Source organism: Vreelandella neptunia, assembly GCF_034479615.1.
Classification (GTDB): domain Bacteria; phylum Pseudomonadota; class Gammaproteobacteria; order Pseudomonadales; family Halomonadaceae; genus Vreelandella; species Vreelandella neptunia.
In genome coordinates this window covers 2,307,031-2,329,862 of the sequence record NZ_CP140255.1, presented here as the reverse complement: position 1 = coordinate 2,329,862, position 22,832 = coordinate 2,307,031, and the positions used below count along the sequence as shown (strand labels likewise).

Annotated in this window: 20 protein-coding genes; 10 read left to right on the top strand and 10 right to left on the bottom strand. The window is 55.8% G+C overall.

Annotated elements, in window-relative coordinates; translation table 11 throughout:
- Window positions 1-13: 13 nt before the first annotated feature.
- The 4 genes from SR894_RS10815 to SR894_RS10800 all read left to right on the top strand — a co-directional run bounded on the left by SR894_RS10815 (window position 14) and on the right by SR894_RS10800 (window position 4,407).
- Window positions 14-1,369, top strand: coding sequence for a cbb3-type cytochrome c oxidase subunit I (locus SR894_RS10815; protein ID WP_223288141.1), 1,356 nt, complete (start codon window positions 14-16; stop codon window positions 1,367-1,369).
- A gap of 63 nt (window positions 1,370-1,432) precedes the next feature.
- On the top strand, window positions 1,433-2,245 hold the full coding sequence (locus tag SR894_RS10810; protein WP_133732569.1) for a CbbQ/NirQ/NorQ/GpvN family protein: 813 nt from the start codon (window positions 1,433-1,435) through the stop codon (window positions 2,243-2,245).
- 9 nt (window positions 2,246-2,254) lie between these two features.
- Entirely contained in the window at window positions 2,255-4,198 is a 1,944-nt protein-coding gene (locus SR894_RS10805) for a nitric oxide reductase activation protein NorD (protein ID WP_223288140.1), read from the top strand.
- A gap of 11 nt (window positions 4,199-4,209) precedes the next feature.
- On the top strand, window positions 4,210-4,407 hold the full coding sequence (locus SR894_RS10800) for a hypothetical protein (RefSeq protein ID WP_088701530.1): 198 nt from the start codon (window positions 4,210-4,212) through the stop codon (window positions 4,405-4,407).
- Between the two features lie 40 nt (window positions 4,408-4,447).
- Here the strand turns inward: SR894_RS10800 and SR894_RS10795 are convergent, their stop codons facing one another.
- Window positions 4,448-4,750, bottom strand: a complete 303-nt coding sequence (locus SR894_RS10795; protein ID WP_088701529.1) for a cytochrome C oxidase subunit IV family protein — start codon at window positions 4,748-4,750, stop codon at window positions 4,448-4,450.
- A gap of 15 nt (window positions 4,751-4,765) precedes the next feature.
- Window positions 4,766-5,332, bottom strand: a complete 567-nt coding sequence (locus SR894_RS10790; RefSeq protein ID WP_088701528.1) for a cytochrome c oxidase subunit 3 family protein — start codon at window positions 5,330-5,332, stop codon at window positions 4,766-4,768.
- Window positions 5,333-5,533: 201 nt separating this feature from the next.
- On the opposite strand from SR894_RS10790, the gene ubiT reads away from it, so the two are divergent.
- Window positions 5,534-6,031 (top strand): ubiquinone anaerobic biosynthesis accessory factor UbiT, encoded by a 498-nt coding sequence (gene ubiT / locus SR894_RS10785; RefSeq protein ID WP_088701527.1) that lies wholly within the window; start codon window positions 5,534-5,536, stop codon window positions 6,029-6,031.
- 56 nt (window positions 6,032-6,087) lie between these two features.
- On the opposite strand, the gene hmpA is transcribed toward ubiT, so the two are convergent.
- On the bottom strand, window positions 6,088-7,260 hold the full coding sequence (gene hmpA, locus SR894_RS10780; protein ID WP_088701526.1) for an NO-inducible flavohemoprotein: 1,173 nt from the start codon (window positions 7,258-7,260) through the stop codon (window positions 6,088-6,090).
- Between the two features lie 264 nt (window positions 7,261-7,524).
- On the opposite strand from hmpA, the gene SR894_RS10775 reads away from it, so the two are divergent.
- A complete protein-coding gene (locus tag SR894_RS10775) occupies window positions 7,525-8,736 on the top strand; it encodes an NnrS family protein (protein WP_223288139.1) in 1,212 nt (403 codons plus the stop codon).
- Between the two features lie 72 nt (window positions 8,737-8,808).
- Here SR894_RS10775 and SR894_RS10770 read toward each other — a convergent pair whose 3' ends face one another.
- The 7 genes from SR894_RS10770 to ubiU form a co-directional block, all read right to left on the bottom strand.
- Window positions 8,809-9,282, bottom strand: a complete 474-nt coding sequence (locus tag SR894_RS10770) for a DUF4870 family protein (protein WP_227405239.1) — start codon at window positions 9,280-9,282, stop codon at window positions 8,809-8,811.
- A gap of 127 nt (window positions 9,283-9,409) precedes the next feature.
- Window positions 9,410-9,856, bottom strand: coding sequence for an Rrf2 family transcriptional regulator (locus tag SR894_RS10765; RefSeq protein WP_022523538.1), 447 nt, complete (start codon window positions 9,854-9,856; stop codon window positions 9,410-9,412).
- Between the two features lie 119 nt (window positions 9,857-9,975).
- Entirely contained in the window at window positions 9,976-10,725 is a 750-nt protein-coding gene (locus SR894_RS10760) for an anaerobic ribonucleoside-triphosphate reductase activating protein (protein ID WP_133732565.1), read from the bottom strand.
- Between the two features lie 70 nt (window positions 10,726-10,795).
- Window positions 10,796-10,960 (bottom strand): anaerobic ribonucleoside-triphosphate reductase, encoded by a 165-nt coding sequence (gene nrdD / locus SR894_RS10755; RefSeq protein WP_027959384.1) that lies wholly within the window; start codon window positions 10,958-10,960, stop codon window positions 10,796-10,798.
- A gap of 44 nt (window positions 10,961-11,004) precedes the next feature.
- A complete protein-coding gene (locus SR894_RS10750; RefSeq protein WP_223288138.1) occupies window positions 11,005-12,756 on the bottom strand; it encodes a ribonucleoside triphosphate reductase in 1,752 nt (583 codons plus the stop codon).
- 137 nt (window positions 12,757-12,893) lie between these two features.
- Window positions 12,894-13,841, bottom strand: a complete 948-nt coding sequence (locus tag SR894_RS10745; protein ID WP_133732564.1) for a U32 family peptidase — start codon at window positions 13,839-13,841, stop codon at window positions 12,894-12,896.
- Window positions 13,842-13,850: 9 nt separating this feature from the next.
- Window positions 13,851-14,846, bottom strand: a complete 996-nt coding sequence (gene ubiU / locus SR894_RS10740; protein ID WP_133732563.1) for a ubiquinone anaerobic biosynthesis protein UbiU — start codon at window positions 14,844-14,846, stop codon at window positions 13,851-13,853.
- A 267-nt stretch (window positions 14,847-15,113) separates the two neighbouring features.
- On the opposite strand from ubiU, the gene hemN reads away from it, so the two are divergent.
- The 4 genes from hemN to narJ all read left to right on the top strand — a co-directional run bounded on the left by hemN (window position 15,114) and on the right by narJ (window position 22,820).
- The gene (gene hemN / locus SR894_RS10735) at window positions 15,114-16,499 is read left to right on the top strand and encodes an oxygen-independent coproporphyrinogen III oxidase (protein ID WP_223288137.1); all 1,386 of its coding nucleotides are present in this window, start codon (window positions 15,114-15,116) and stop codon (window positions 16,497-16,499) included.
- A 174-nt stretch (window positions 16,500-16,673) separates the two neighbouring features.
- Entirely contained in the window at window positions 16,674-20,456 is a 3,783-nt protein-coding gene (locus SR894_RS10730; RefSeq protein WP_223288136.1) for a nitrate reductase subunit alpha, read from the top strand.
- Window positions 20,453-22,015, top strand: coding sequence for a nitrate reductase subunit beta (gene narH / locus SR894_RS10725; protein ID WP_133732560.1), 1,563 nt, complete (start codon window positions 20,453-20,455; stop codon window positions 22,013-22,015). Before SR894_RS10730 ends, narH begins: the two co-directional genes overlap by 4 nt.
- The gene (gene narJ, locus SR894_RS10720) at window positions 22,008-22,820 is read left to right on the top strand and encodes a nitrate reductase molybdenum cofactor assembly chaperone (RefSeq protein WP_088701517.1); all 813 of its coding nucleotides are present in this window, start codon (window positions 22,008-22,010) and stop codon (window positions 22,818-22,820) included. Before narH ends, narJ begins: the two co-directional genes overlap by 8 nt.
- Window positions 22,821-22,832 lie beyond the last annotated feature (12 nt).

The window sequence follows — 22,832 nt, the reverse complement described above, 5'->3', positions numbered from 1 at the left end:
GGAGAACCGTACAATGAAATATGAAACCCAAAAGGTTGCTTTACCCTTTTTTGTGGTGGCCATGGCGCTATTTACACTACAAATAGTCTTCGGACTGCTGGCCGCCACCGTCTATGCTTGGCCCAATTTCATGGCCGAAGTGATGCCCTTTCATATCATGCGTGTCAGCCATACCAATCTGTTGATTGTGTGGCTGCTGATCGGTTTTATGGGCTGTACCTACTATTTGATGCCAGAGGAAGCCGAGCGGGAAATTCATAGCCCCAATCTGGCGTATATCCAGCTGGCGATCTTTGCTTTTGCTGGCGCCGCTGCTCTGGTCGGCTACCAGTTCGGTATCCATGAAGGGCGCGAGTTTCTTGAGCAACCGTTCTGGGTGAAAATACTCATCACCATTTCTTTTCTAATGTTTCTTTTCAATACCAGCATGACGCTGCTCAAGGGCCGCAAGACCGCTATCAACCTGGTGTTAATGCTGGGGCTTTGGCTAGCGGCAGTATTTTGGTTATTCGCTTTCTACAACCCGACCAACCTGGCGGTAGATAAACTCTACTGGTGGTGGGTGGTTCACCTCTGGGTGGAAGGCGTATGGGAGTTGATCATGGCTTCCTTGCTGGGCTATCTGCTGATTAAAATGACCGGCGTTGATCGCGAAGTGATCGAGAAATGGCTCTATATCATTGTTGGGTTGGCACTGTTCTCCGGGCTGCTGGGCACTGGGCACCACTACTACTGGATTGGTGCACCTGGCTACTGGCAGCCCATCGGCAGTATCTTTTCGACGCTGGAAGTGGCGCCTTTCTTCGCCATGGTGGTGTTCGCCTTTACCATGTTCTGGAAGGGCAGTCGTAACCACCCCAATAAAGCGGCCATGCTATGGGCCTTAGGCTGCCCAACCATTGCCTTTTTCGGCGCTGGTGTGTGGGGCTTTATGCATACCCTCTCGTTCGTGAATTACTACAGCCATGGTACTCAGGTAACCGCCGCTCATGGCCATCTGGCTTTCTATGGTGCCTATGTGATGCTGATTCTTGGTGTGATTACCTACGCCATGCCGCAGATTCGCCGCGTACAGCCGTACAACCAGATACTGAACATGTGGGGCTTTTGGATCGTTACCAGTGCGATGTGCTTTATGACCTTTACCCTGACCTTCGCCGGGGTCGTGCAGACTCACTTGCAGCGCGTCCTGGGTATGAATTACATGGAAGTACAGGATCAATTAGGCCTGTTCTACATCATGCGTCTGGGCGCTGGCGTGGCCGTAGCGGTGGGGGCGATCATGCTGCTCTACTCCTTCTTCGGGCCCGCGCGTGAGCAAGTGCCTGCTGGTGGCACACAAATTACCGCAGGGGCAGGCTCGGCCTGAACTAAACGGCCCTGCGGGGCCGTTTTGCTTCTTTTATTTATTTTTCGGCAATGGAGTCTTGCCATGCCTCTCTCTTGTGTCGCTAATCCTATCGATGAGCGTGAAATCCCTTTCTACGAGAACGTCGGCAACGAATGCGCTATGTTTGAGCACGCCTTTCGCCAACGTTTGCCGCTGTTACTTAAAGGCCCCACGGGGTGTGGTAAAACACGTTTTGTCAGCCATATGGCCGCTAAGCTGGGCCGCCCACTATTCACTGTTTCATGTCACGACGACCTGACTTCAGCCGACCTTACAGGCCGCTATCTATTGCAGGGCGGCGAGACCCGCTGGGTCGATGGCCCGCTTACTCGCGCAGTGCGCGAAGGGGGTATCTGCTATCTCGATGAGGTGGTAGAGGCGCGTAAAGATGTCACCGTGGTGCTTCACCCGCTCACCGATGACCGCCGACTACTGCCGTTGGAACGTACCGGGGAACTGCTCGAAGCGCCGGATGACTTCATGCTTGTGGTGTCTTATAACCCGGGTTATCAGCATATTCTCAAATCGCTTAAACCGAGTACCCGCCAGCGCTTCCTGGCCATGTCGTTTGATTTTCCACCACCCAAAGTCGAGCGCGATATTGTCGCGCGGGAGAGTGGTTTGCCCGGTGAGCAGTGCGCCGCGCTGGTCAATCTTGCTGCCAGCCTGCGGGCCATGAAGGGTCAGGATTTAGAAGAGGGTGTTTCTACTCGCCTACTGGTTTACTGCGCTACCCTGATTGCCGCCGGGGTGCCCATTTTGGAAGCTGCCCGGGCTACCTTAGTGGAGCCGCTGAGTGATGACGCGGATGTTCAAGAAGGGCTGATGGAAGCCATTCAAGCAACCTTTGGATGAGGGCACGGCATGCTTGATTTTCTTGAAGTCGAGGAGTTTGTAGGCCGCCATTGGCACCGATGGGCTTCCAGTGCGGCAAGTTACCCTGACCATCCCGAAGCCGCAGTGCGTCTTGAAACGCTGCGGCCCATGCTTGGCGTCTTTTTCCGCGCCGGAGGCGGCGAGGCGGGTATTGATGTTGCTGCTATTGCGGGGCGTAGTTCGTCGCATCGCTTATCCTTACGTCAAAGGCTTGGGCTTGATGAGGAGGTGCTCGATCAAGCACGCCGTGACGAAGAAAGCCTGTTGTTACCGCCACGCATTGCCCTGTTCGCCGAGGTTTCCCTGAACCGGGATCTCTACCTTTGGCTGGTAGCGTACTTGGCGGTGACCCGGCATGTGCACGTCGTCGAAGATCCGCTACAGCAAGACCTTCTCCAACTGCGTGAAGTAAACCGGGCGACTCGGGCAGTGTTGGCCCACTTCCCTGGGCTCGCTCAGCGCCACGCCAGGTTATGTCAGGCATTGCTGGCCATTCGCCCCCAGCGCAAGCGCTTGCCGCCGATGGAAGCAGCGCTTGAATTCGTTCTCTGTGCCCAGCTGGGAGAAACGCCGCCCAAGGCTGGCTGGGCCGAAGCGATGCATATCGCTATCCTCGACGAGACCCTGCCTTTGGACAAGTTTCATGCGCCGCGTGGATACCGGCCGCCACTGCCGGTGCCGCTATGGGGGCAAGCCGTTGCCCTGGGTACCCATAAACAAGCACGAACCGAGCAGGAAGATGATGAGGCGCCGGTTCCAGGGAAGAATTCTCCACAAGATGATCATGGTAAACGTAATGCTGACCGGCGCGAGCAGGATCAGGCCGACCGCGATGACTCTTTAATGCTCAATGCATCCGAAAAGATGCTTTCCTGGGCCGAAATGGTCAATCTCAATCGCCATGTAGAGGATGAAGACGACGATGAGGCAAAACAGGCGGCCGATCAGATTGACGAAATTGTGCTCAGTGCTAACCGTAAGAAGGCGGCTTCCAAGTTAAAGCTTGATCTTGATCTGGCGCCCGGTGAGGTGAGTGGGGGAAGGCTGCGTGGGCGCCATACCTATCCGGAATGGAACCATCGTAAGCAAATCTATATGCCTGACCACTGTGTGGTACTCAGCGATGTGCAGAGCGAGGAGGGGGAGAACTGGCAGCCGGATGAAACGACAAAACGGCGCATTCGCCGAGTCCGACGCGAGTTTGAAGCACTTAGGCCGCGTCGTGAGACGCTACGTGGCCAGCTGGATGGCAGCGAGCTGGATATGGACGCCGTCATTCGCTCCCGCTGTGATCTGGCGGCGACCGGTGAAGCCAGCGACCGTCTCTATCAAGCTAGCCGTACCCAGGCGAGGGATTTGGCGGTTTCGATCCTGGTCGATGTATCCCTTTCCACTGAGGCCTGGCTGGAAGACCGGCGGGTGCTGGATGTGGCTAAAGAGGCGCTGCTGGTATTGGGGCACGGCCTTGCGGGGTGCGGCGATGACTATGCCATTCACAGCTTTACCTCCCACCGTCGTCACCGTGTTTGGGTCAATACGCTGAAAAGTTTCGATGAGCCAATGGGCGAGCGGGTGTCACGGCGAATCGCAGCGCTCAAACCAGGCCACTACACGCGTATGGGGCCTGCTATCCGGCATCTATCCCAAGAACTTGCCAAACGGCCCAATCGGCACCGGTTACTGCTACTGCTGACCGACGGCAAGCCTAACGATACGGACTATTATGAAGGGCGCTATGGCATTGAGGACACGCGTAGGGCAGTACTTGAAGCGCGGCGGGAAGAAGTGCGTGTGTTCGGGGTAACGATCGACCGGGAAGCGGGGCGCTATATTCCTCATCTGTTTGGGCGAGGTGGTTATGCCATTGTCCAGCGTCCGGAGCATCTCTCCTTGGCGCTGCCGAGTATCTACCGCCAGATTGTTGCTTCCTAAGGAGGTTGTCAATGTTGCGCTTGCGCCTAGTAGTGGCGATTAGTCTGTGGTCTTTGGTCGCTTTAGGTATAGTCGTGCCGCTGGTATGGCTTATCAATAACCGTGATTGGGGCGTGGCGCTGATGTTGCTGGTTCCCTTTATCGTTTATGGTTTGATGCGCCTGGGTCGGTTGCTGGAAGGCTGGGCAAATGCCGCGCAGCGGCCTTGAACTACTGATTCCGCACTTAGCTAAATCCAAACCTGTGAGGCTACCCCACTAAATGAAAGCGACCGGCCAGGTAGCCCGCGGCAATCAGCGTTAACGTTAATAGTGTCAGGGCAATGAAAACTCCCTTCCAGGCTGGGGTCGCAGCGCGCAAGTTTAAATAGACCATGAGCACACAGTGGGCTTTGAAACCGGTCGCCATCATTATCATGGCGGCTGACCAGAGGGGAAGCGCCTGCCAGTCGGTGGTTTGATCTAGCCGAGCGGAAACCATGGAAACCAGGGTTAGCGCCATTAATACGCCCCAAGTAATGATTAAACGTCGTGTACCGGGCAGTGCCCTCATTGTTTCCTCACAAAATTATCTCAGCAGATAAATTAGTGGATAAAGCAGGATCCAAATCAAGTCCACCATATGCCAGAAGGCTGCCGCCGTTTCTACGTTCTCGGTAGAAGTGCGCCAGCTCACTAGGCCTAGTAGCGCTAAGCCGAACACAACGTGAGCAAAATGGAAGGCTGTTAAACCATAGTAAAAACCAAAAAAAGCGTTCGTTTCTGGCGTTATTCCAGCAGCAAACTTATTTGTATACTCAAAAACCTTAATGACACAGAACAGTACGCCCAACAATATAGCGGCGCCTAACCACTGTCGGCTGCGCTGTATGCGCTGAGCGCTTATCGCCTCAACGGCAAAGGCTACAAATAGTCCGCTGGTCAAGAGCACCAGGGTATTGAGGCCGCCCAGCACCGGGTCAAGCTGATGTTGGGATTCATTGAATAGTGCAGGGTCAAGGGCGCGTTGACCGGCATAGAGCGCAAAGAAGGCGGTGAAAACCAGCATTTCGCTCAGTATCAATACCCACATCAGTGGATTGCCGGGTAGGGCTGAAAGCGGCCCCCAGCCGGGATTGGGCAGGTCGCGCCTCATTAATTCTCCACTCGGTAAGCGTTGTGCCGAGGTATCAGGGCTCACTGGTTTTCGTCAATATATTAAGTGCATTTTAAATGCATGTTAATTTTGGTGCAATATTTCTTTTATTTGACACGCGTCACTACCCAGCGCTACGGCAATGTTTAGCATCAGTGGCCTAGTGTTTGCCGATGATGCCTTTATCCTGGAGTGACTGCTATGTCATTGCTGTCTTTACCTTTTTCCATGCCCTCTTTGTCCATTTCCCCTCCTATAACGCCTAGCTATTTGATACGTCTCGTTGATCCACGGGTACCTTTTACAATTAAGCAACATATCGTCGAGCCTTTACTCAACCGTACTTTTGCTGTGCCGCTTGCAGAGGGGGAATTCGATGCTTTGGAAGGTCGGCGCATTAGTCTCACCATCGCCGATTTAGGTGTGACGCTAAGTCTGACGCTTGAATCACAGCGCTTGATATTATGTCGCGAGAAAGGCGAGGCAACCATTCGGGGAGGTTGGCGGGAATTCTTGTGCCTTGCCACGCGCCGCGAGGATCCCGACAGCCTGTTTTTCCAGCGTCGCTTAATCATTGAAGGGGATACAGAGCTGGGGTTGACGCTCAAGAATCTACTCGACGGTTGCGAGGAAGGCCTTGCACAAGGGCGTTTGGGGGAACTGTTGTTGGGACTGGAGCGCTTGGTACGTAAAGAGTGACCCAGGCTTCTGAAATGTTCACAAGCGGCCTCGGGAAATCCCGAGGCCGCCCATTATTAAGCTGCGTCGAGGGGGCGTGAAGGCCCAAAGTGCTCAAAGTGTCGGCGATCCTCGTCGACACCCAGTTCGGACAAAGCGCTGTTAATCGCTGTCATGAATCCTTGGGGGCCGACGAAGTAGCATCGCGCCTTAAGATCAGGCAGGTAGTGAGCTAATAAGCTGTGGTCGATACGACCAATATGTTCGGCTTCGTTGCCGCGCTCATGAATACGGACAGCCTTAAGACGTTGAGGGTACTCGCTCTTCAGTGCTTCTAATTCGCCTTTAAAGGCCTGGTGGTCGGCATCCAGGGCAGCGTGTAGATAGGTGACTTGCCGCCCAAGGGACAAGGCATGTCTAGCCATGGGAAGCAGGGGCGTTTGCCCAACGCCGCCGCTGGCAAGCAGCAGAGGCTCATCACCTTCAATCAGCGTTAGGTCACCTGCTGGCGGTAGCAGTTCCAAGGTGTCGCCGGGTTGTAAGACATCGTGGAAGTGACGGCTGACTTGGCCCTGTTCTTCGCGTTTGATCGAGATTCGATAGCTTTGACCATTTGGCGTGTCTGAGAGGCTGTAATGCCGATAAACCAGCTCGCCATTAATGGTTAGACGCACACCGATATACTGACCTGGCTCATGGTCAGCCACACGACCTCCATCCTCGGGCTCAAGGACAAAAGAGCGAATTAAAGCACTTTCCTGCTGGGTACTGGCAATCTTGAAACGGCGTGTGCCGCGCCATCCGCCCGGGCGCTGCTCAAACTCACGATAGCGCTGGTCTTCGAGGTCAATTAACAGGGCGGCAAGCTCGTTATATAGAGCGCCCCATGCATCGGCGATTTCCGGGGTGACAGCTTCACCCAGCACTTCGCCAATCGCTGCCAGCAGGCATTCGCCGACAATAGGGTACTGCTCGGGAAGAATGCCTAGCGAGACGTGTTTGCTGACCACAACATCCAGAGTAGCCCGCGCTTGAGCTGGATTACTGCGTAGTTGCACATAGGCCAACACGGCGTTGGCCAGGGCACGGGGCTGACCACCGCTTTGCTGATGAACCTCATTAAAGAGGGGCTTGACCTCTGGGTAACGGGTAAACATCAGCGGATAGAAGCGCTGTGTAATCGCATTCAGGTGTTCGGCCACGACGGGAGCTGTCGCGTTGATCAGCTTTTCCTGCTCATGTGTTAGCACGGGTAATACCTCAATCGTTAAGATTCATTACATATGCATCTTAACGTCAAAAACTATAAATACCAACCAGTAAGGAGCATTGTTAAGGAGAGGGGCTGCTAGCTATTTGAATAACAAGGCCTGAATATAATGCAAAAGCGCTTGGTATCGAGCGACGATGAAGCTTATCTGAGTCTATAAGATGCATTTTTGATACTTGTCATGGTTTTTGTAATTGGCCTGGCGCACAATGCAAATCCAAGTAATTCAGTGGGGTATTATGCTATGTCGACTATCACCTCCTCCCAACCTGCCTCCAAGCTCAAGCAGCTGCCGTTGTTACGGCTGGCTTTTCGGCCCTTTTTCCTGTTGGCAGCGCTGTTCAGTATTTTATCTCTACTGGTATGGCTGGGCTTTTGGCATGGCAATATTTTGCTGCGCCCTTATGGCGGCCTGGTGTTCTGGCATCAGCATGAAATGTTGTTTGGTTTTGCCGCAGCGGTGATCGGAGGGTTTTTGCTTACCGCTGTACGAAACTGGACAGGACTGCCGAGCTTAAGCGGCGGGCCACTATTGGGACTGGTGGTGTTATGGCTATTGGGTAGAGTGCTGATGGCTTTTCCCATGGATTTGCCAGGATGGCTGCTGCTGGCGGTTGACCTTGCATTTCTTCCCGTGGTCGCCATTGTTATGGCGCGACTGGTCATTACCGCAAAGCGGTGGCGCAACTTGATCTTTATACCTGTGCTGTTGCTATTTGCCACGGCTAACCTGGCGATGCACTTAGGGGTGATGCAGGGTGACGCCGAGCTGATCCGCCAAGCCGCCTACTTGGCCGTACTGTTGATCACACTGATGATGACCGTAGTGGGCGGGCGCGTGATTGCCATGTTCACTGCCAATCGCTTGGGCCGCACCAAACCTGAACCTATTGCTTTACTCGAAGGGGTGACGCTGGTGAGTACGGCTGGCGTAGTCGTGCTGCAGCTGGTCATCATGTTGGGGGTTGCCATTCCTGCTTTATTAATGGGGGGAGTGATGCTCTTAGCGGCGTTGGCCAATACTGTTCGCATGGCGCGTTGGGGTGGGTTGCATAGCTGGCGTGAACCTTTACTTTGGGGACTGCACGGCAGCTACGCCTGCATTCCGCTAGGTCTTGTCATGTGGGTCTTGGCACTCATGGGGCTGATGCGCGTTGAACTTGCCGTGCACGCCCTGACCATTGGTGGCATGGGCACCATGATGCTGGCCATGATGGCCAGAGTTTCGCTAGGTCATACGGGCCGCCCCATACGCACTTTGCCCGGTATTGGTGTGGCGCTGGGCTTAATGCTAATAGCCGCCTTGGTGCGCTCACCCGTCTTGGCGTTATTTCCCCAGATCACCCACTGGACCTATACGCTGAGCATCATCTTCTGGTGCGTGGCCTACGCAATATTCGTAGTGCACTACACTTGGCCGTTGATGCAGGCGCGAGTCGACGGTCAGGATGGCTGAACGAATAATAGATGGCGCCTGCATCCGTCTGGATGCAGGCGTATTAAAACCATTGAGGTATTTAAACGCTCATTAGCGATCAGCCAGGGTGACCCGGGCACCGCCAAAGGCAAGACTGCGTGGGTTAGCCACTGGACGGTTGTTGGTGAGGTGGGTAATGCCTACTCCGCAACGGCCCACCATCCAGATCAGGCAGGCTGTAAAATAGAGGTAACCCAGAGCCCAGGGAGCTACGGCGGGTAGCCCGAGCCAGCCCAGTAGATGCCAAATTCCCGTGAACAACACCCCGCCTAAAAGCCCTACCCAAAACGTTCTAATTTGAAACTGCAAATGGGAAGCGACCCACTCCTCGGCATCGTTTCTCTTCATGTGGGCAATGAGTACCCCTATGGGGGCGGTGACCACCGCTAACACGCTACCCAGAAAGAGCATATAGACAACGATAGCCGTGCCACGCCCGCGGCTTTTCTTAAACGTATTAGAGGAAGTCGACGTTGAAGTGGCCTCTTGAGAAGCGGAGGGCATGGAGGATGGGGAGATAGCCATAGAGAACCTCATTCGGCAAAGTGGGAATCATTAATAGCGCGTTAAAATTCATTTTTAATGCATTTATTGTAGAGCAACTATGCAGAATTTACTTAGCTGAAATTAATAGGGTTGTTTCTAGTGATCGTTAGACATTGACGGTGGGGATACGCATTAGTCCTGCCAACTGCGGGTAACGATTGGACAACACATCTGCCAGAGTATAGCGGTCAAGCACCTCCAGAAACGCTGACAAGGCTTCGTTTAGAATGGGCTGGAGCCGACACGAGGGAGTAATGATGCAGTTGTTATCGCTATGAAAGCACTCGACTAGCTCCATGCCATGTTCCATTTCGCGCACTAGTTTACCTAGCACGATAGTAGCGGGGTCTCGCGTGAGCAATAGGCCACCGTTCTTGCCCCGAATAGCGGTAACGTAGTTCTTCTGGCTAAGCTCCTGAACGACTTTCATCAGGTGATTGCGAGAAATATCAAAGGTCTCTGCGATCTCATTGATAGTAGAACGCTCTTCGCCTTTCACGGCGAGGAAGATCAGCACGCGTATTGAATAATCGGTGAATCGAGTGAGATGCATGGAGTGCGCTTTGCTCCGAGAGTAATCCAACTGTAAAAGAAACATGTTGTATGAACGTTCAGTAAGTTGCAATCAGAACATGGGGGTACCAATACTGGCCTAGGTCAAGAAGGAAAGCGTTAGTGCCTTAGCTCGAGCTGGTCAAAGTGCGGTTTCAAACGGCTTACCAGCGCATTCATCTGAGCTGTAGATGGAGTATTGGCAACTGGCTGAGAATAGGTAGGGTCGAAGCATTGCTCGCTGCGGGCCACCTGCAGCGCATAGTGGCGTACCCCACAGTCGGCAAGACTCAGTGCCAGGCGTTCCACATCGGCAAGCTGAAAATCTTTCCAGTGAATGGTGGTACGGCACTCGAAATTGAGTCCGCTGTCGAGCAAAGCCTCCAAGCTACGGGCATGCAACTGCCAGATGCCGGGACGGCCGCAGATGCGGTCAAACGCTTTTCCGCGTCCTTTTACATCCAGCCCCACCCAGTCGAGGTGCGGTAATAGCTGGGTGAGGCGGTCAGGATAAGGGCCGGCGGTATGTAGTCCCACCTTAAAGCCCAATGCTTTCACTTCCTTTACTGCATCGGACAAATCGGCATTCAGGGTGGGCTCACCACCGCTGAAAACCACCGCCTCCAGCAGGCCTTGCCGGGTGCTCAGGAATTCCAGTATCGCTTGCCACTCCTGGGGTTCACCTCGGCGCGGCGGGATCATGTTGGGATTGTGGCAGTAGCCGCAGCGTAGCGGGCAGCCTTGGAGAAAGACAACGCACGCCAGATGATTGGGATAATCCAGGGTGGTCATGGGCACAAGGCCGGCAATCGGCAGCCGAATCGAAGATAATTTAGTTGTGATGTCGTCAAGTGTCGTCTGCATAGCCATAGTGATATCCCTCTGCTGGGGCGCCTGTCGCCAGACCCCCCAGCCGACGTTAGAGAAAAGTGAAGGCTAGCTACCGAGAGGCGGCGGCTTCAGTAAAATGGCGTCGCTCCTGGTGTTCGGCACGTTTGCCGATATTGAACTGACTTACCGGGCGGTGGTAGCCCATGACGCGGGTCCAGACTTCGCAGCGCTGGCGCTGCTCAGTGGGCAAGCTAGCATATTGAGAGGTTTGCATTAGCGTGTTCCTTAAACGAGTTGAGAAAAAGAGAGGCAAATGCCTCAAGCCGTGGCGGCGTCGATTGCGCTCGCCGTTTTTGCCCAAAGTGCTTCGTCGCACTTGGGGCAGAACTCATGTTCACCCGACAGGTAGCCATGCACCGGGCAGATCGAAAAGGTGGGTGTCACTGTGAGGTAGGGTAAGCGAAAGTGAGAGAGCGCCGTTTTAACCAGCTTGCGACAGGCGGAGGCCGAGGTAATCCGTTCGCGCATATAGAGATGCAATACCGTGCCACCGGTATAGCGAGTCTGTAAGGGGTCTTGATGGCTCAGTGCCTCAAAGGGATCATCGGTATGACCCACCGGCAATTGGCTGGAATTGGTGTAGTAGGGCGCCTCGGGTGTACCGGCTTGAAGAATGTCAGGAAAGCGAGTCAGATCCTCCCGGGCAAAGCGGTGAGTGGTGCCCTCTGCCGGGGTGGCTTCAAGGTTATACATATGGCCGGTCTGTTCTTGAAATTCACGCATCCGCTCCCGGACGTGGTCAAGAAGATCCAGCGCCAGCTGCAGCCCTTGGGCGTCGGCGATATCGCAGCGATCCCTAGTAAAGTTGCGCACCATTTCATTAAGCCCATTCACACCCAGAGTGGAGAAATGATTGCGTAAGGTGCCCAGGTAGCGCTGGGTAAAGGGGTAGAGCCCTTGATCCATTAGTTGCTGAATGCGCTCGCGCTTGAGTTCGAGGCTATCGCGCCCGAGCGACAGTAGGCGATCCAGCTCACTGAAAAGCCCGGCTCGGTCGCCGGCAAAGCGGTAACCCAGCCGGGCGCAGTTGATCGTCACTACTCCCAACGATCCGGTTTGCTCCGCGCTGCCGAACAGACCGTTACCGCGTTTGAGCAGCTCACTCAAATCAAGCTGCAGGCGGCAGCACATGGAACGCACCATGTGAGGTTCCAGATCCGAATTTAGAAAGTTTTGAAAGTAGGGCAGACCGTACTTGGCGGTCAGTGCGAAGAGCCGCTCGGCGTTGTCGCTTTCCCAGTCGAAATCATGGGTGATGTTATAAGTGGGTATCGGGAAGGTGAACACACGCCCGTGGCGGTCACCGGCCTCCATGACTTCCAAATAGGCTCGGTTGATCAAGTCCATTTCAACCTGCAGTTCGCCGTAACTGAACGGCTGCTCCTCTCCACCGATAACCGGTACCTGTTGGCGCAAGTCGTCGGGGCAAACCCAGTCGAAGGTTAGGTTGGTGAAGGGCGTCTGGCTACCCCAGCGCGAAGGCACATTGAGGTTGTAGATGAATTCCTGAAGCGCCTGCTTGACCTGTGCATAGGTGAGGCCGTCCTTGCGCACGTAGGGGGCCAGGTAGGTATCGAAAGAGCTGAAGGCTTGTGCCCCGGCCCACTCGTTCTGCAAGGTGCCAAGAAAATTAACCATTTGCCCGAGGGCACTTGAGAGGTGGCGGGGCGGGTTGCTTTCGGCTCGTCCCGGCACCCCATTGAATCCCTCTAGCAGCAAAGTACGCAGCGACCAGCCGGCGCAATAGCCGCACAGCATATCCAGGTCGTGAATATGCAAATCACCTTCCCTATGAGCTTCCCCCACGGCGTGGGGGTAAATCTCATCGAGCCAGTAGTTGGCTATCAACTTGCCCGAGACGTTGAGGATTAAACCGCCCAATGAATAGCCCTGGTTGGCATTGGCGTGAACACGCCAGTCGGCGCGTTGGAGGTACTCATTGACCGTCGGGGCGACGTCAATATGATGCTTTGCTACCTGAACGCTTGTGGAGCTTTTCACCCAATTCACCTATATATGCTAACTTTAATAAAAATAAATACTATATGTGGTGTTAAAGGGTAAGCGTTCAGGATTTTGCAATAAATGATCCAGATCAAAAATGGTGGGGAAAAATAGTAAGACGTGGTGGCGCCTAGGCTATGGCTTTAGCCAATCATCGTGCGGGTGTTATCCATACCCGGTCGGCCATACCAGTAACCGTCGCAGATTTCAGCATCCACCAGCGTTAAAGGATCGGGAGTAGGTAACCTGCCGTGGCGGGCCTTGTCGAAAGCCTTGACTACCATGGCCATGCCTTCCGCCCGTGGGCTGAGACGTGCCACTGATACCCCCATATCCACCATGACCGTCAGTTCATGGCGCAGATCCTGGCAGGCGCTGGAAAGGGTTTGAATACCGTTCAGGGTAAAAACATCGCGGGATTCTTGTGAACGTAGCACCAAGCCTTCGGGGTACTTTTGGCAGACGAACTTGCAGCGGTCTTTAGGCGTTTGGTGGCGCCGGGCGGTAAAGCAGCGTGATGACCAGGCCAAGGGGAGATGCCCGTAGGCGAATACTTCGCATGGATGGGGAATGCCTGCCTGGTGGCAATCGTGAATAAGCTTGGCCAAATCTTGCTGTGACATTTCCACCGGCGCTTGCCAGCGCTTCATTCCAGCACGTGCCATGACGCCCACTGTCGCCGGGTTGTAGAGGTTGAGCGCAGCACCGGCGATGAACGGCAGTCCGGCACTGGAGAGTCGTTGCAGGGCGCTTTGGTCATTGGCCTCGACGATAAAATCACCGTTGTCACACAGCTTGCGCAAGTCACGCAAGTCGGCTTCGGACTCGATCAATGTCTGGCTGGCGAGTACTACCTGCTTGCCCGCCTGGGTGAGTTCGCGCCCAATGCCTAGCCAGTCGTCCAGTTTCATGTCGCGGCGCCGCGAGCAGACGGTTTCGCCCAGGGTAATAATCTCTACCGGCCAGTCGGCCGCCTCGCGGTAGAAGTCGGCGTAGCGTTGCCGAGTCCAGTAAAAAAGCACCGGCCCGAGGGAGAGTTGAAGAGGGCCGGTTGATAAGGTCGGTGATGGGGGTGGTGTAGTGTTCGGCATAGTAGGCTCCTATTTCCAGCGGCGCTCGTAGGCGCCTAGGGTAGTGATGGCACCTTCGGAAAGCGCGGCAAGGCCGGCCATCCAGGCGGGGTCTGGATCAAAGCGCTCAGGTTGAGCCTCTAAGCGGTTGAGCGCCTGACGCCAGATCCCGGCCACTTTAGAGACATAGGCGGGACTGCGCTGACGACCTTCAATTTTGACGGCGCTAATACCCAGGTCGCGTAGCTCCGGCAATAGCTCCAGGGTATTGAGGCTGGTGGGTTCCTCAATGGCGTGATAGGTCTCGCCCGCCACCTCGAAGCGACCCTTGCATAGGGTGGGGTAGCCCGCGCGCTCGCCTTCGGCGTAGCGGTCGATAAGAACATTGTTAAGGCGCGACTCTAAGCCCTCAGGCGTTTCTTCCCAGCGGACATGGGCCGCTGGCGAGCAGACGCCCCTGGTATTGGGCGATTCGCCGGTCAGGTAGGAGGAGAGATAGCAGCGTCCTTCGGCCATGATGCACAGGCTGCCGAAAGCGAACACCTCCAGTTCTACCGGTGTTTGCTTGGCCAGGTCGCGTACCTGAGTGATTGACAGCACCCTTGGCAGTACGGCGCGCTTGATGCCGAAATGCTGGTGGTAAAAGCGTAGCGCTTCATGGCTGGTCGCCGAACCCTGCACTGAAAGGTGCCGCGAGATCTCGGGGTGATGGCGAGTAGCGTAGTCGAGCAGTCCCATATCGGCGAGAATCAGCGCATCCACGCCCAGTTCGGCGGCCTGGTCTACGGCCTGAGTCCAGTGTTGCCAGCCATCGGGCTGGGGATAGGTATTAATGGCGCAAAAAACGCGTTTGCCATGTCGGTGGGCGTAATCGATCCCCTCGCGGGCACGTTTGTCGGTAAAGTTTAGCCCTGCGAATTGCCGTGCGTTGGTTATGTTCTGGAAACCGAAATAGACAGCGTCGGCACCTTCATCTACAGCGCGCTTGAGGGCGGGCAGGTTACCAGCGGGACATACAAGCTCCATAGCGAGACTCCTTGCGGGGAAAGTCCGAGCATTTTAGTCACCTATTTTTTGTCGGCTTTTGACACAGGTCATATCGGGGTGGCTTTCAAAAGAGGATAACGCTGCAGAGTAGGCAAGCTGGATGCAGGCAGTTTTTAAAACGTATATTGTATGAATATTAACCAATGCTTGCTGCACCCACTTCCAGAGATCTTTTTAAGAGATCTTTTTAAGAGACCTTTTTCAGAGAACTCTTCTAGAGCCCCTTTTCAGAGACCTATTCCAATCATGCAAGATGAACTGCTCTTCAATCGCCCCCTGGTAGAGAAATATGACCGCCCAGGCCCGCGGTACACTTCTTATCCCACTGCGCCCCAGTTTCATGCTGCGTTTGCCGAGGATGAATACCGTAGCGCCGCCGAGCGCAGTAATCGGGTCGCAGTACCCAAGCCGCTTTCGGTCTATGTGCATATCCCGTTCTGCAAAAGCCTGTGCTACTACTGCGCCTGCAACAAAATCATTACTCATAATACCGAACGAGCCGCCGAATACCTCCAGTGGTTAAAACAGGAGATACGTGTTCAGGGAGCGCTGTTCGATACCACCCGGCAAATGACCCAATTACACCTGGGCGGCGGCACCCCAACCTACTTAAGCAACGCCCAGCTAAGCGAACTGATGACGGCGCTGGACGAAGCGTTTCACTTCGCTGCACCTGAAGAGCGCGAATTCTCGCTGGAGGTAGACCCCCGCACCGTGACCCCCGAACAGGTGTACGAGCTCTACACGCTGGGCTTCAATCGGTTGAGTTTCGGGGTTCAGGACTTCGATCACGACGTGCAGCAAGCGGTCAATCGCGTCCAGAGCGAAGAGCAGGTAGTATCCCTGGTCAAGGCTGCCCGCGAGGCGGGGTTTGAATCGGTCAGCGTTGACCTGATCTACGGTTTGCCGCTGCAGACGGTGGCGAGTTTCGATACGACGCTAACCAAGATTATTGACCTGCAACCGGATCGCATTGCCGCTTATAGCTACGCTCATCTGCCCGAACTGTTTAAAGCTCAGCGGCTAATTCGCCCCGAAGACATGCCGCCACCCGAGCGCAAGCTGGAGCTACTGGAGCTTACGATTAACCGGCTGACCTCTGCAGGATATGTCTACATCGGCATGGATCACTTCGCCCTTCCGAATGACGAGCTGAGCCTGGCCCGTGAAAATGGCACTCTGCAGCGCAATTTTCAGGGCTACTCTACCCACGCCGACTGCGACATGATTGGGCTGGGCATTACCTCGATTGGTAAGGTGGGCGATACCTATAGCCAAAACGTCAAGGAAACTGCCCAGTATCAGCATCGTTTGGATGCAGGGCGTTTACCGGTCTTCCGTGGCTATCGCCTTAGCGATGACGACCGCCTCCGCCGCGATGTCATTAATACCCTGATGTGTCACGGCCGACTTGAATTTGCCGCTATCGAAGCCTGGCACAATATCGATTTTCGCAGCTACTTCGCGAGTGCCTTGGCGAGCCTCGAAGAGATGGCGGACGACGGACTAATTGCTTTGCGCGACCATGAAATCGAGGTGCTGCCGTCGGGGCGATTGATGATCCGCAACCTGGCCATGGCGTTCGACGCCTACCTGAAACCAACGGAAAACCGTTATTCGCGCACGGTGTAATTTCAACAGCGCCAACCGTCTATTCCTTTACGTTGGCCGCTCTATCACCTTGGGGGTAGATAGGGTGTATATGGAGGTAATCACGCAGTAATTCGCTTGTCGATCACGCAGAATCTACTCCATGGAACCCGCACTGTCGGGTATGCAAATTTCCGAGGAGCCTGGAGATCGACCATGAGTCACTTCATAGATCGGCTGAATTTCTTCCGCAAGTCCCGCGAACCTTTTGCCAACGAACACGGTGAGCTACGCAGCGAATCCCGCCAGTGGGAAGATAGCTATCGTGCCCGCTGGCAGCACGACAAAGTGGTACGCAGCACCCACGGGGTGAACTGCACCGGCTCCTGTAGCTGGAAGATCTACGTCAAAAACGGTTTGGTTACCTGGGAAACCCAGCAGACTGACTACCCCCGTACCCGTCCCGACCTGCCTAACCATGAGCCGCGTGGCTGCCCCCGCGGCGCCAGTTACTCCTGGTATCTGTACAGCGCTAACCGCCTCAAGTACCCGTTGATCCGCAAGCCGCTGCTGGCGCTATGGCGCGAAGCGCTCAAGGCTAACCCAGACCCGGTCGACGCCTGGGCGTCTATTGTCGAAGACCCCGCCAAGACCAAACAGTACAAGCGTGCTCGCGGCATGGGCGGCTTCGTTCGCGGTAACTGGGACGAGCTCAACGAGCTGGTGGCGGCCTCTAACGTTTACACCGCCAAGCAGTATGGCCCCGACCGTATTCTTGGCTTCTCGCCTATTCCTGCCATGTCGATGGTCAGCTACGCCGCGGGTAGCCGCTACCTCTCGCTGATTGGTGGCGTCTGCATGAGCTTCTACGACTGGTACTGCGATTTGCCGCCGGCCTCGCCAATGACCTGGGGCGAGCAGACTGACGTTCCCGAGTCCGCAGACTGGTACAACTCCGGCTACATCATCGCCTGGGGCTCCAACGTGCCCCAGACGCGTACCCCGGATGCCCACTTCTTTACCGAAGTACGTTACAAGGGCACCAAGACGGTTTCGATCACTCCGGATTATGCCGAAGTCTCCAAACTCACCGACGAATGGCTGTCCGCCAAACAGGGCACCGATGCCGCCCTGGCGATGGCCATGGGCCATGTCATCCTCAAAGAGTTCCACCTCGATAACCCGAGTGCTTACTTCACTGACTATGTACGCCGCTATACTGACATGCCGTTCCTGGTGGAACTGGAAGTGCGTGAAGATGGCAGCTTCGCACCGGGCCGCCAACTGCGTGCCAGTGATTTTGATGCTGCCCTGGGCCAGGAAAACAATCCCGAGTGGAAAACCGTTGCCTGGGACGAAACCCGTGACCAGCTGGTGGTACCGCGCGGTTCCATCGGTTTCCGCTGGGGCGAAACCGGCGACGAAGTGGGCAAGTGGAACCTGGAATCGCTGGACGCCGCTGGCGCTGAAATCAAGCCGTTACTCAGTTTGGTCAATCACCACGATAGCGTCGCGCGCGTTGCGTTTCCTTACTTTGGTGGTATCGAACACGAACACTTTGAGCACGTAAAAGGAGCCGGTGTTGGCGCCGCCGATGACCTACTGTTCCACAATTTGCCCGCCAAACGCTTGAAGAGAGCCGATGGCAGCGAAATGCTGGCGGTCACCGTTTTTGATCTGATGTGTGCCAACTACGGTATCGACCGTGGCTTTGTCGGCGACGGCGAAGATGATGGCGCGACCTCGTTTGATCAGATTCGTCCCTATACCCCCGCGTGGCAGGAGAAAATCACCGGCGTCCCTGCAGAGCAGTGCACCCGCATTGCCCGTGAATTTGCCGATAATGCCAATAAAACCAACGGCCGTAGCATGATCATCGTTGGTGCCGGTATGAACCACTGGTACCACATGGACATGAACTACCGCGGCCTGATTAACATGCTGGTCATGTGTGGTTGTATCGGTCAGAGCGGTGGCGGCTGGGCCCACTACGTTGGTCAGGAAAAACTGCGTCCGCAGACTGGCTGGACGCCTTTGGCCTTTGGCCTCGACTGGCAGCGCCCGCCGCGCCATATGAACTCTACTTCCTTCTTCTATAGTCACTCCTCCCAGTGGCGCTACGAGAAGCTCGAGATTAAAGAAATTCTTTCGCCGTTGGCCAAGGCCGAGGATTACCCCGGTAGCCTGATTGACTTTAACGTGCGTGCTGAGCGCATGGGCTGGCTGCCGTCAGCACCTCAACTGGACACTAACCCGCTACGCCTGGCGAAAAAAGCCGAAGCCGCTGGTATGTCCACTGCCGACTATGCCGTTCAGCAGCTCAAGAGCGGTGAACTGCGCTTTGCCGCGGAAGACCCGGATGCACCAGAGAACTTCCCGCGCAATATGTTCATCTGGCGTTCCAACCTGCTAGGTAGTTCCGGTAAGGGCCATGAGTACATGCTCAAGTACCTGCTGGGTACTCGCCACGGTATTCAGGGTAAAGATCTGGGCGACTTCGGCGGCCAGAAGCCCGAAGAAGTGGTATGGCGTGACGAGGCGCCGGAAGGCAAGCTCGACCTGCTGGTGACGCTGGATTTCCGTATGTCCACCACCTGCCTCTACTCGGATATCGTGCTGCCGACGGCGACCTGGTATGAGAAGGACGACCTTAACACTTCTGACATGCACCCCTTTATTCACCCCTTGACTGCCGCCACCGACCCTGCGTGGGAATCGCGCAGCGACTGGGATATTTACAAGGGCATTGCCAAGGCGTTTTCCAAGGTGTGTGTAGGCCATCTGGGCGAAGAGACCGACCTGGTCACGCTGCCGATGCAGCACGACTCGCCAGGAGAGTTGGCCCAACCGGCGGTAATGGATTGGAAGAAGGGCGAATGCGCGCCGATTCCCGGTAAGACCATGCCATCGCTGATAGAGGTCAAGCGCAACTATCCCGAAACCTATGAGCGCTTCACCTCGGTAGGGCCGCTGCTGGAAAGCATCGGTAACGGCGGCAAGGGCATCGCTTGGAATACCGATGCTGAAGTCGAGTTGCTGGGCAACCTCAACCATCGCAAGCTGGATGGCCCGCATAAAGGGCGTCCATTGATCGACAGCGCTATCGATGCTGCCGAGATGATTCTGACCCTGGCACCAGAAACCAACGGCGCCGTGGCAGTAAAAGCGTGGGATGCACTCTCCAAAATTACCGGGCGTGACCATACCCACCTGGCAAGGCCCAAACATGACGAAAAAATCCGCTTCCGCGATGTCGTCGCCCAGCCGCGTAAGATTATCTCCAGCCCGACCTGGTCCGGCCTCGAGGATGAGCATGTCTCCTATAACGCCGGTTACACCAACGTTCACGAGCTGATCCCCTGGCGCACCGTGAGTGGTCGTCAGCAGTTCTATCAGGATCATGCCTGGATGCGCGCTTTCGGCGAAAGTTTGCTGGTCTATCGCCCGCCCATCGATACCAAGGCGGCCAAAGGCTTCCAGCTTCCTGCCGACAACGGCTTCAAGAGCAAAGCGCTGAACTTTCTCACCCCGCACCAGAAGTGGGGCATCCACTCCACTTACTCGGACAACCTGCTGATGCTGACGCTCAACCGCGGCGGCCCGGTGGTGTGGCTCTCTGAGGCGGACGCTGCCGAGATCGATATCGAGGACAACGACTGGATCGAGGTCTACAACGCCAACGGCTCGATTGCCGCGCGGGCAGTGGTCAGCCAGCGGGTCAAGGCGGGCATGGTGATGATGTACCACGCCCAGGAGCGCAACGTGAACGTCCCTGGCTCTGAGGTCACCGGTACGCGAGGCGGTATTCACAACTCGGTCACCCGTGTCTGCCCCAAGCCAACCCATATGATCGGCGGCTACGCGCAGCTCTCTTACAGTTTTAATTATTACGGCACCGTCGGCTCAAATCGCGATGAGTTCGTGTTAGTGCGCAAGATGAAACACGTTGACTGGCTGGATGGTGAAGGCAATGACAGCGTTCAGGAGGCCGTGAAATGAAAATTCGTTCCCAGGTAGGCATGGTTCTCAACCTTGATAAGTGTATTGGTTGCCACACCTGTTCGGTGACCTGCAAAAATGTCTGGACCAGTCGCGAAGGTATGGAGTACGCCTGGTTCAACAATGTCGAGACCAAGCCCGGTATCGGCTATCCCAAAGAGTGGGAGAACCAGGCCAAGTGGAAGGGCGGCTGGATGCGCCGTAACGACGGCCGGATTGAACCGCGTATTGGTGGCAAATGGCGGGTGCTGGCGAACATTTTCGCCAACCCCGACTTGCCCGAGATGGATGACTACTATGAGCCGTTCACTTTCGACTACCAACACCTGCATACCGCCAAGATCGGTGAGCACCAGCCGGTGGCGCGTCCACGCTCGCTGATTTCCGGTCAGCGTATGAAAAAGATCGAGTGGGGCCCGAACTGGGAAGAGATTCTTGGCACCGAGTTCGCCAAGCGGCGCAAAGACGCCAACTTCGACAAGGTGCAGGCAGATATTTACGGCCAGTTCGAAAACACCTTCATGATGTATCTGCCGCGGCTGTGCGAGCACTGCTTGAACCCCACCTGTGTGGCGTCCTGCCCCAGCGGTGCGATCTACAAGCGGGAAGAGGACGGCATCGTTCTAATCGATCAGGACAAGTGCCGCGGCTGGCGGATGTGTATCTCCGGCTGCCCCTACAAGAAGATTTACTACAACTGGAAAAGCGGTAAGTCCGAGAAGTGTATCTTCTGCTATCCGCGTATCGAGGCCGGTCAGCCGACCATCTGCTCCGAGACCTGCGTGGGCCGCATTCGCTACCTTGGCGTGCTGCTGTATGACGCTGACCGAATCGAGGAAGTGGCAAGCTCCCCTGACGAACGTGACCTCTACCACCGCCAGCGCGAGATTTTCCTAGATCCCAACGATCCGGAAGTGATTGCCCAGGCCAAGCGGGATGGTATTCAGGATAACGTCATCAAAGCTGCCCAGGCCTCACCGGTCTACAAGATGGCTATCGACTGGGGATTGGCGCTGCCGCTGCACCCGGAATACCGCACGCTGCCTATGGTGTGGTACGTGCCGCCGCTATCGCCGATTCAGTCCGCTGCTGAGGCTGGGCATGTAGAGTTCGATGGCATCCTGCCCAAGATCGAATCACTGCGTATCCCGGTGAAGTACCTGGCTAACCTGTTGACGGCAGGCGAAGAGGAGCCCGTGGTGTTGGCACTCAAGCGCTTGATGGCGATGCGTGTCTACATGCGCAGCAAGCACGTGGAGGGGGCCCCCAACGCCGAAGTGCTCGATGCCGTGGGGCTGAGCGTGGCCCAAGTAGAGGAGATGTACCGCTACCTGGCCATTGCCAACTACGAGGATCGGTTTGTGATCCCCACCAGCCATCGTGAAATGGCCACCGAAGCCTTCCCTGAACGGGGAGGATGCGGCTTTACCTTTGGTGATGGTTGCCACGGTGAGAGCCAGCCCAGCCTATTTAACGGCCGTAAGCAGACCAGCGTGTTGGTAAAACCGGTAGAGGTCTTCGACCCGCAGCCACAACTTGAGGAGTCTCGTCATGACTGAAGCCGCTACCCAATCGCCAACCCCGGTTGAGCCGTCGTTCGAGCCGCTACAGGGTATGCGTAGCCTACGCGTACTGGCCCGCCTGCTCGATTACCCGACCCAGGAACTTCAGGATGCCAGCGGTGAGCTCATCGAAATTCTCAATGCCGAGCGCCGCCTGGGAGCGGCTCTCAAAGCGTCGCTAATGGAGTGGTGTCAGCGTCTCCAAGAGGGCGACCTGCTAGAGCTGCAGGCCGAGTACGTGGCCATGTTCGATAAGGGGCGGGCGACGTCGCTGCTGCTATTCGAGCACGTTCACGGTGAATCACGTGACCGTGGCCAGGCCATGGTGGATCTTATGGCCGAGTACAGCGCGGCCGGTTTTGAGCTGGATGCCCGTGAGCTGCCCGATCATCTACCGGTATTTCTTGAATACCTTTCAATGTGCGATGAAGCCGAGATCGGCCGCTGGCTGGGCGAAATACGCCATATTCTGGCGCTGCTGACCGCGCGGCTGGAGGAGCGGGGAGCGGATCACGCGCTGGTACCGTTGTCACTGTTGGCGTTAATCGGCGCCGAGGGCGATGTCGAGGAGCATCGGCCCCAGGTCAAGAAAGAAGTGCCTGACAACACCCCCGAAGCCTTGGACGCCGTATGGGAAGAAGAAGCGGTGCGCTTCTCGGCAACCTCTGACGAAGACTGCGCGCTGCAGTCTGCCGAAGGGCGGCGGCTTGCCGAGCGCAAAAATGCAGTGCACAGCGACCCCGTCAAAATCATGCCGTCCGCCTGGAGCACTGCCCCTTCCTCTACCGTGGTCGATCGCTAAAAGGAGAATCGC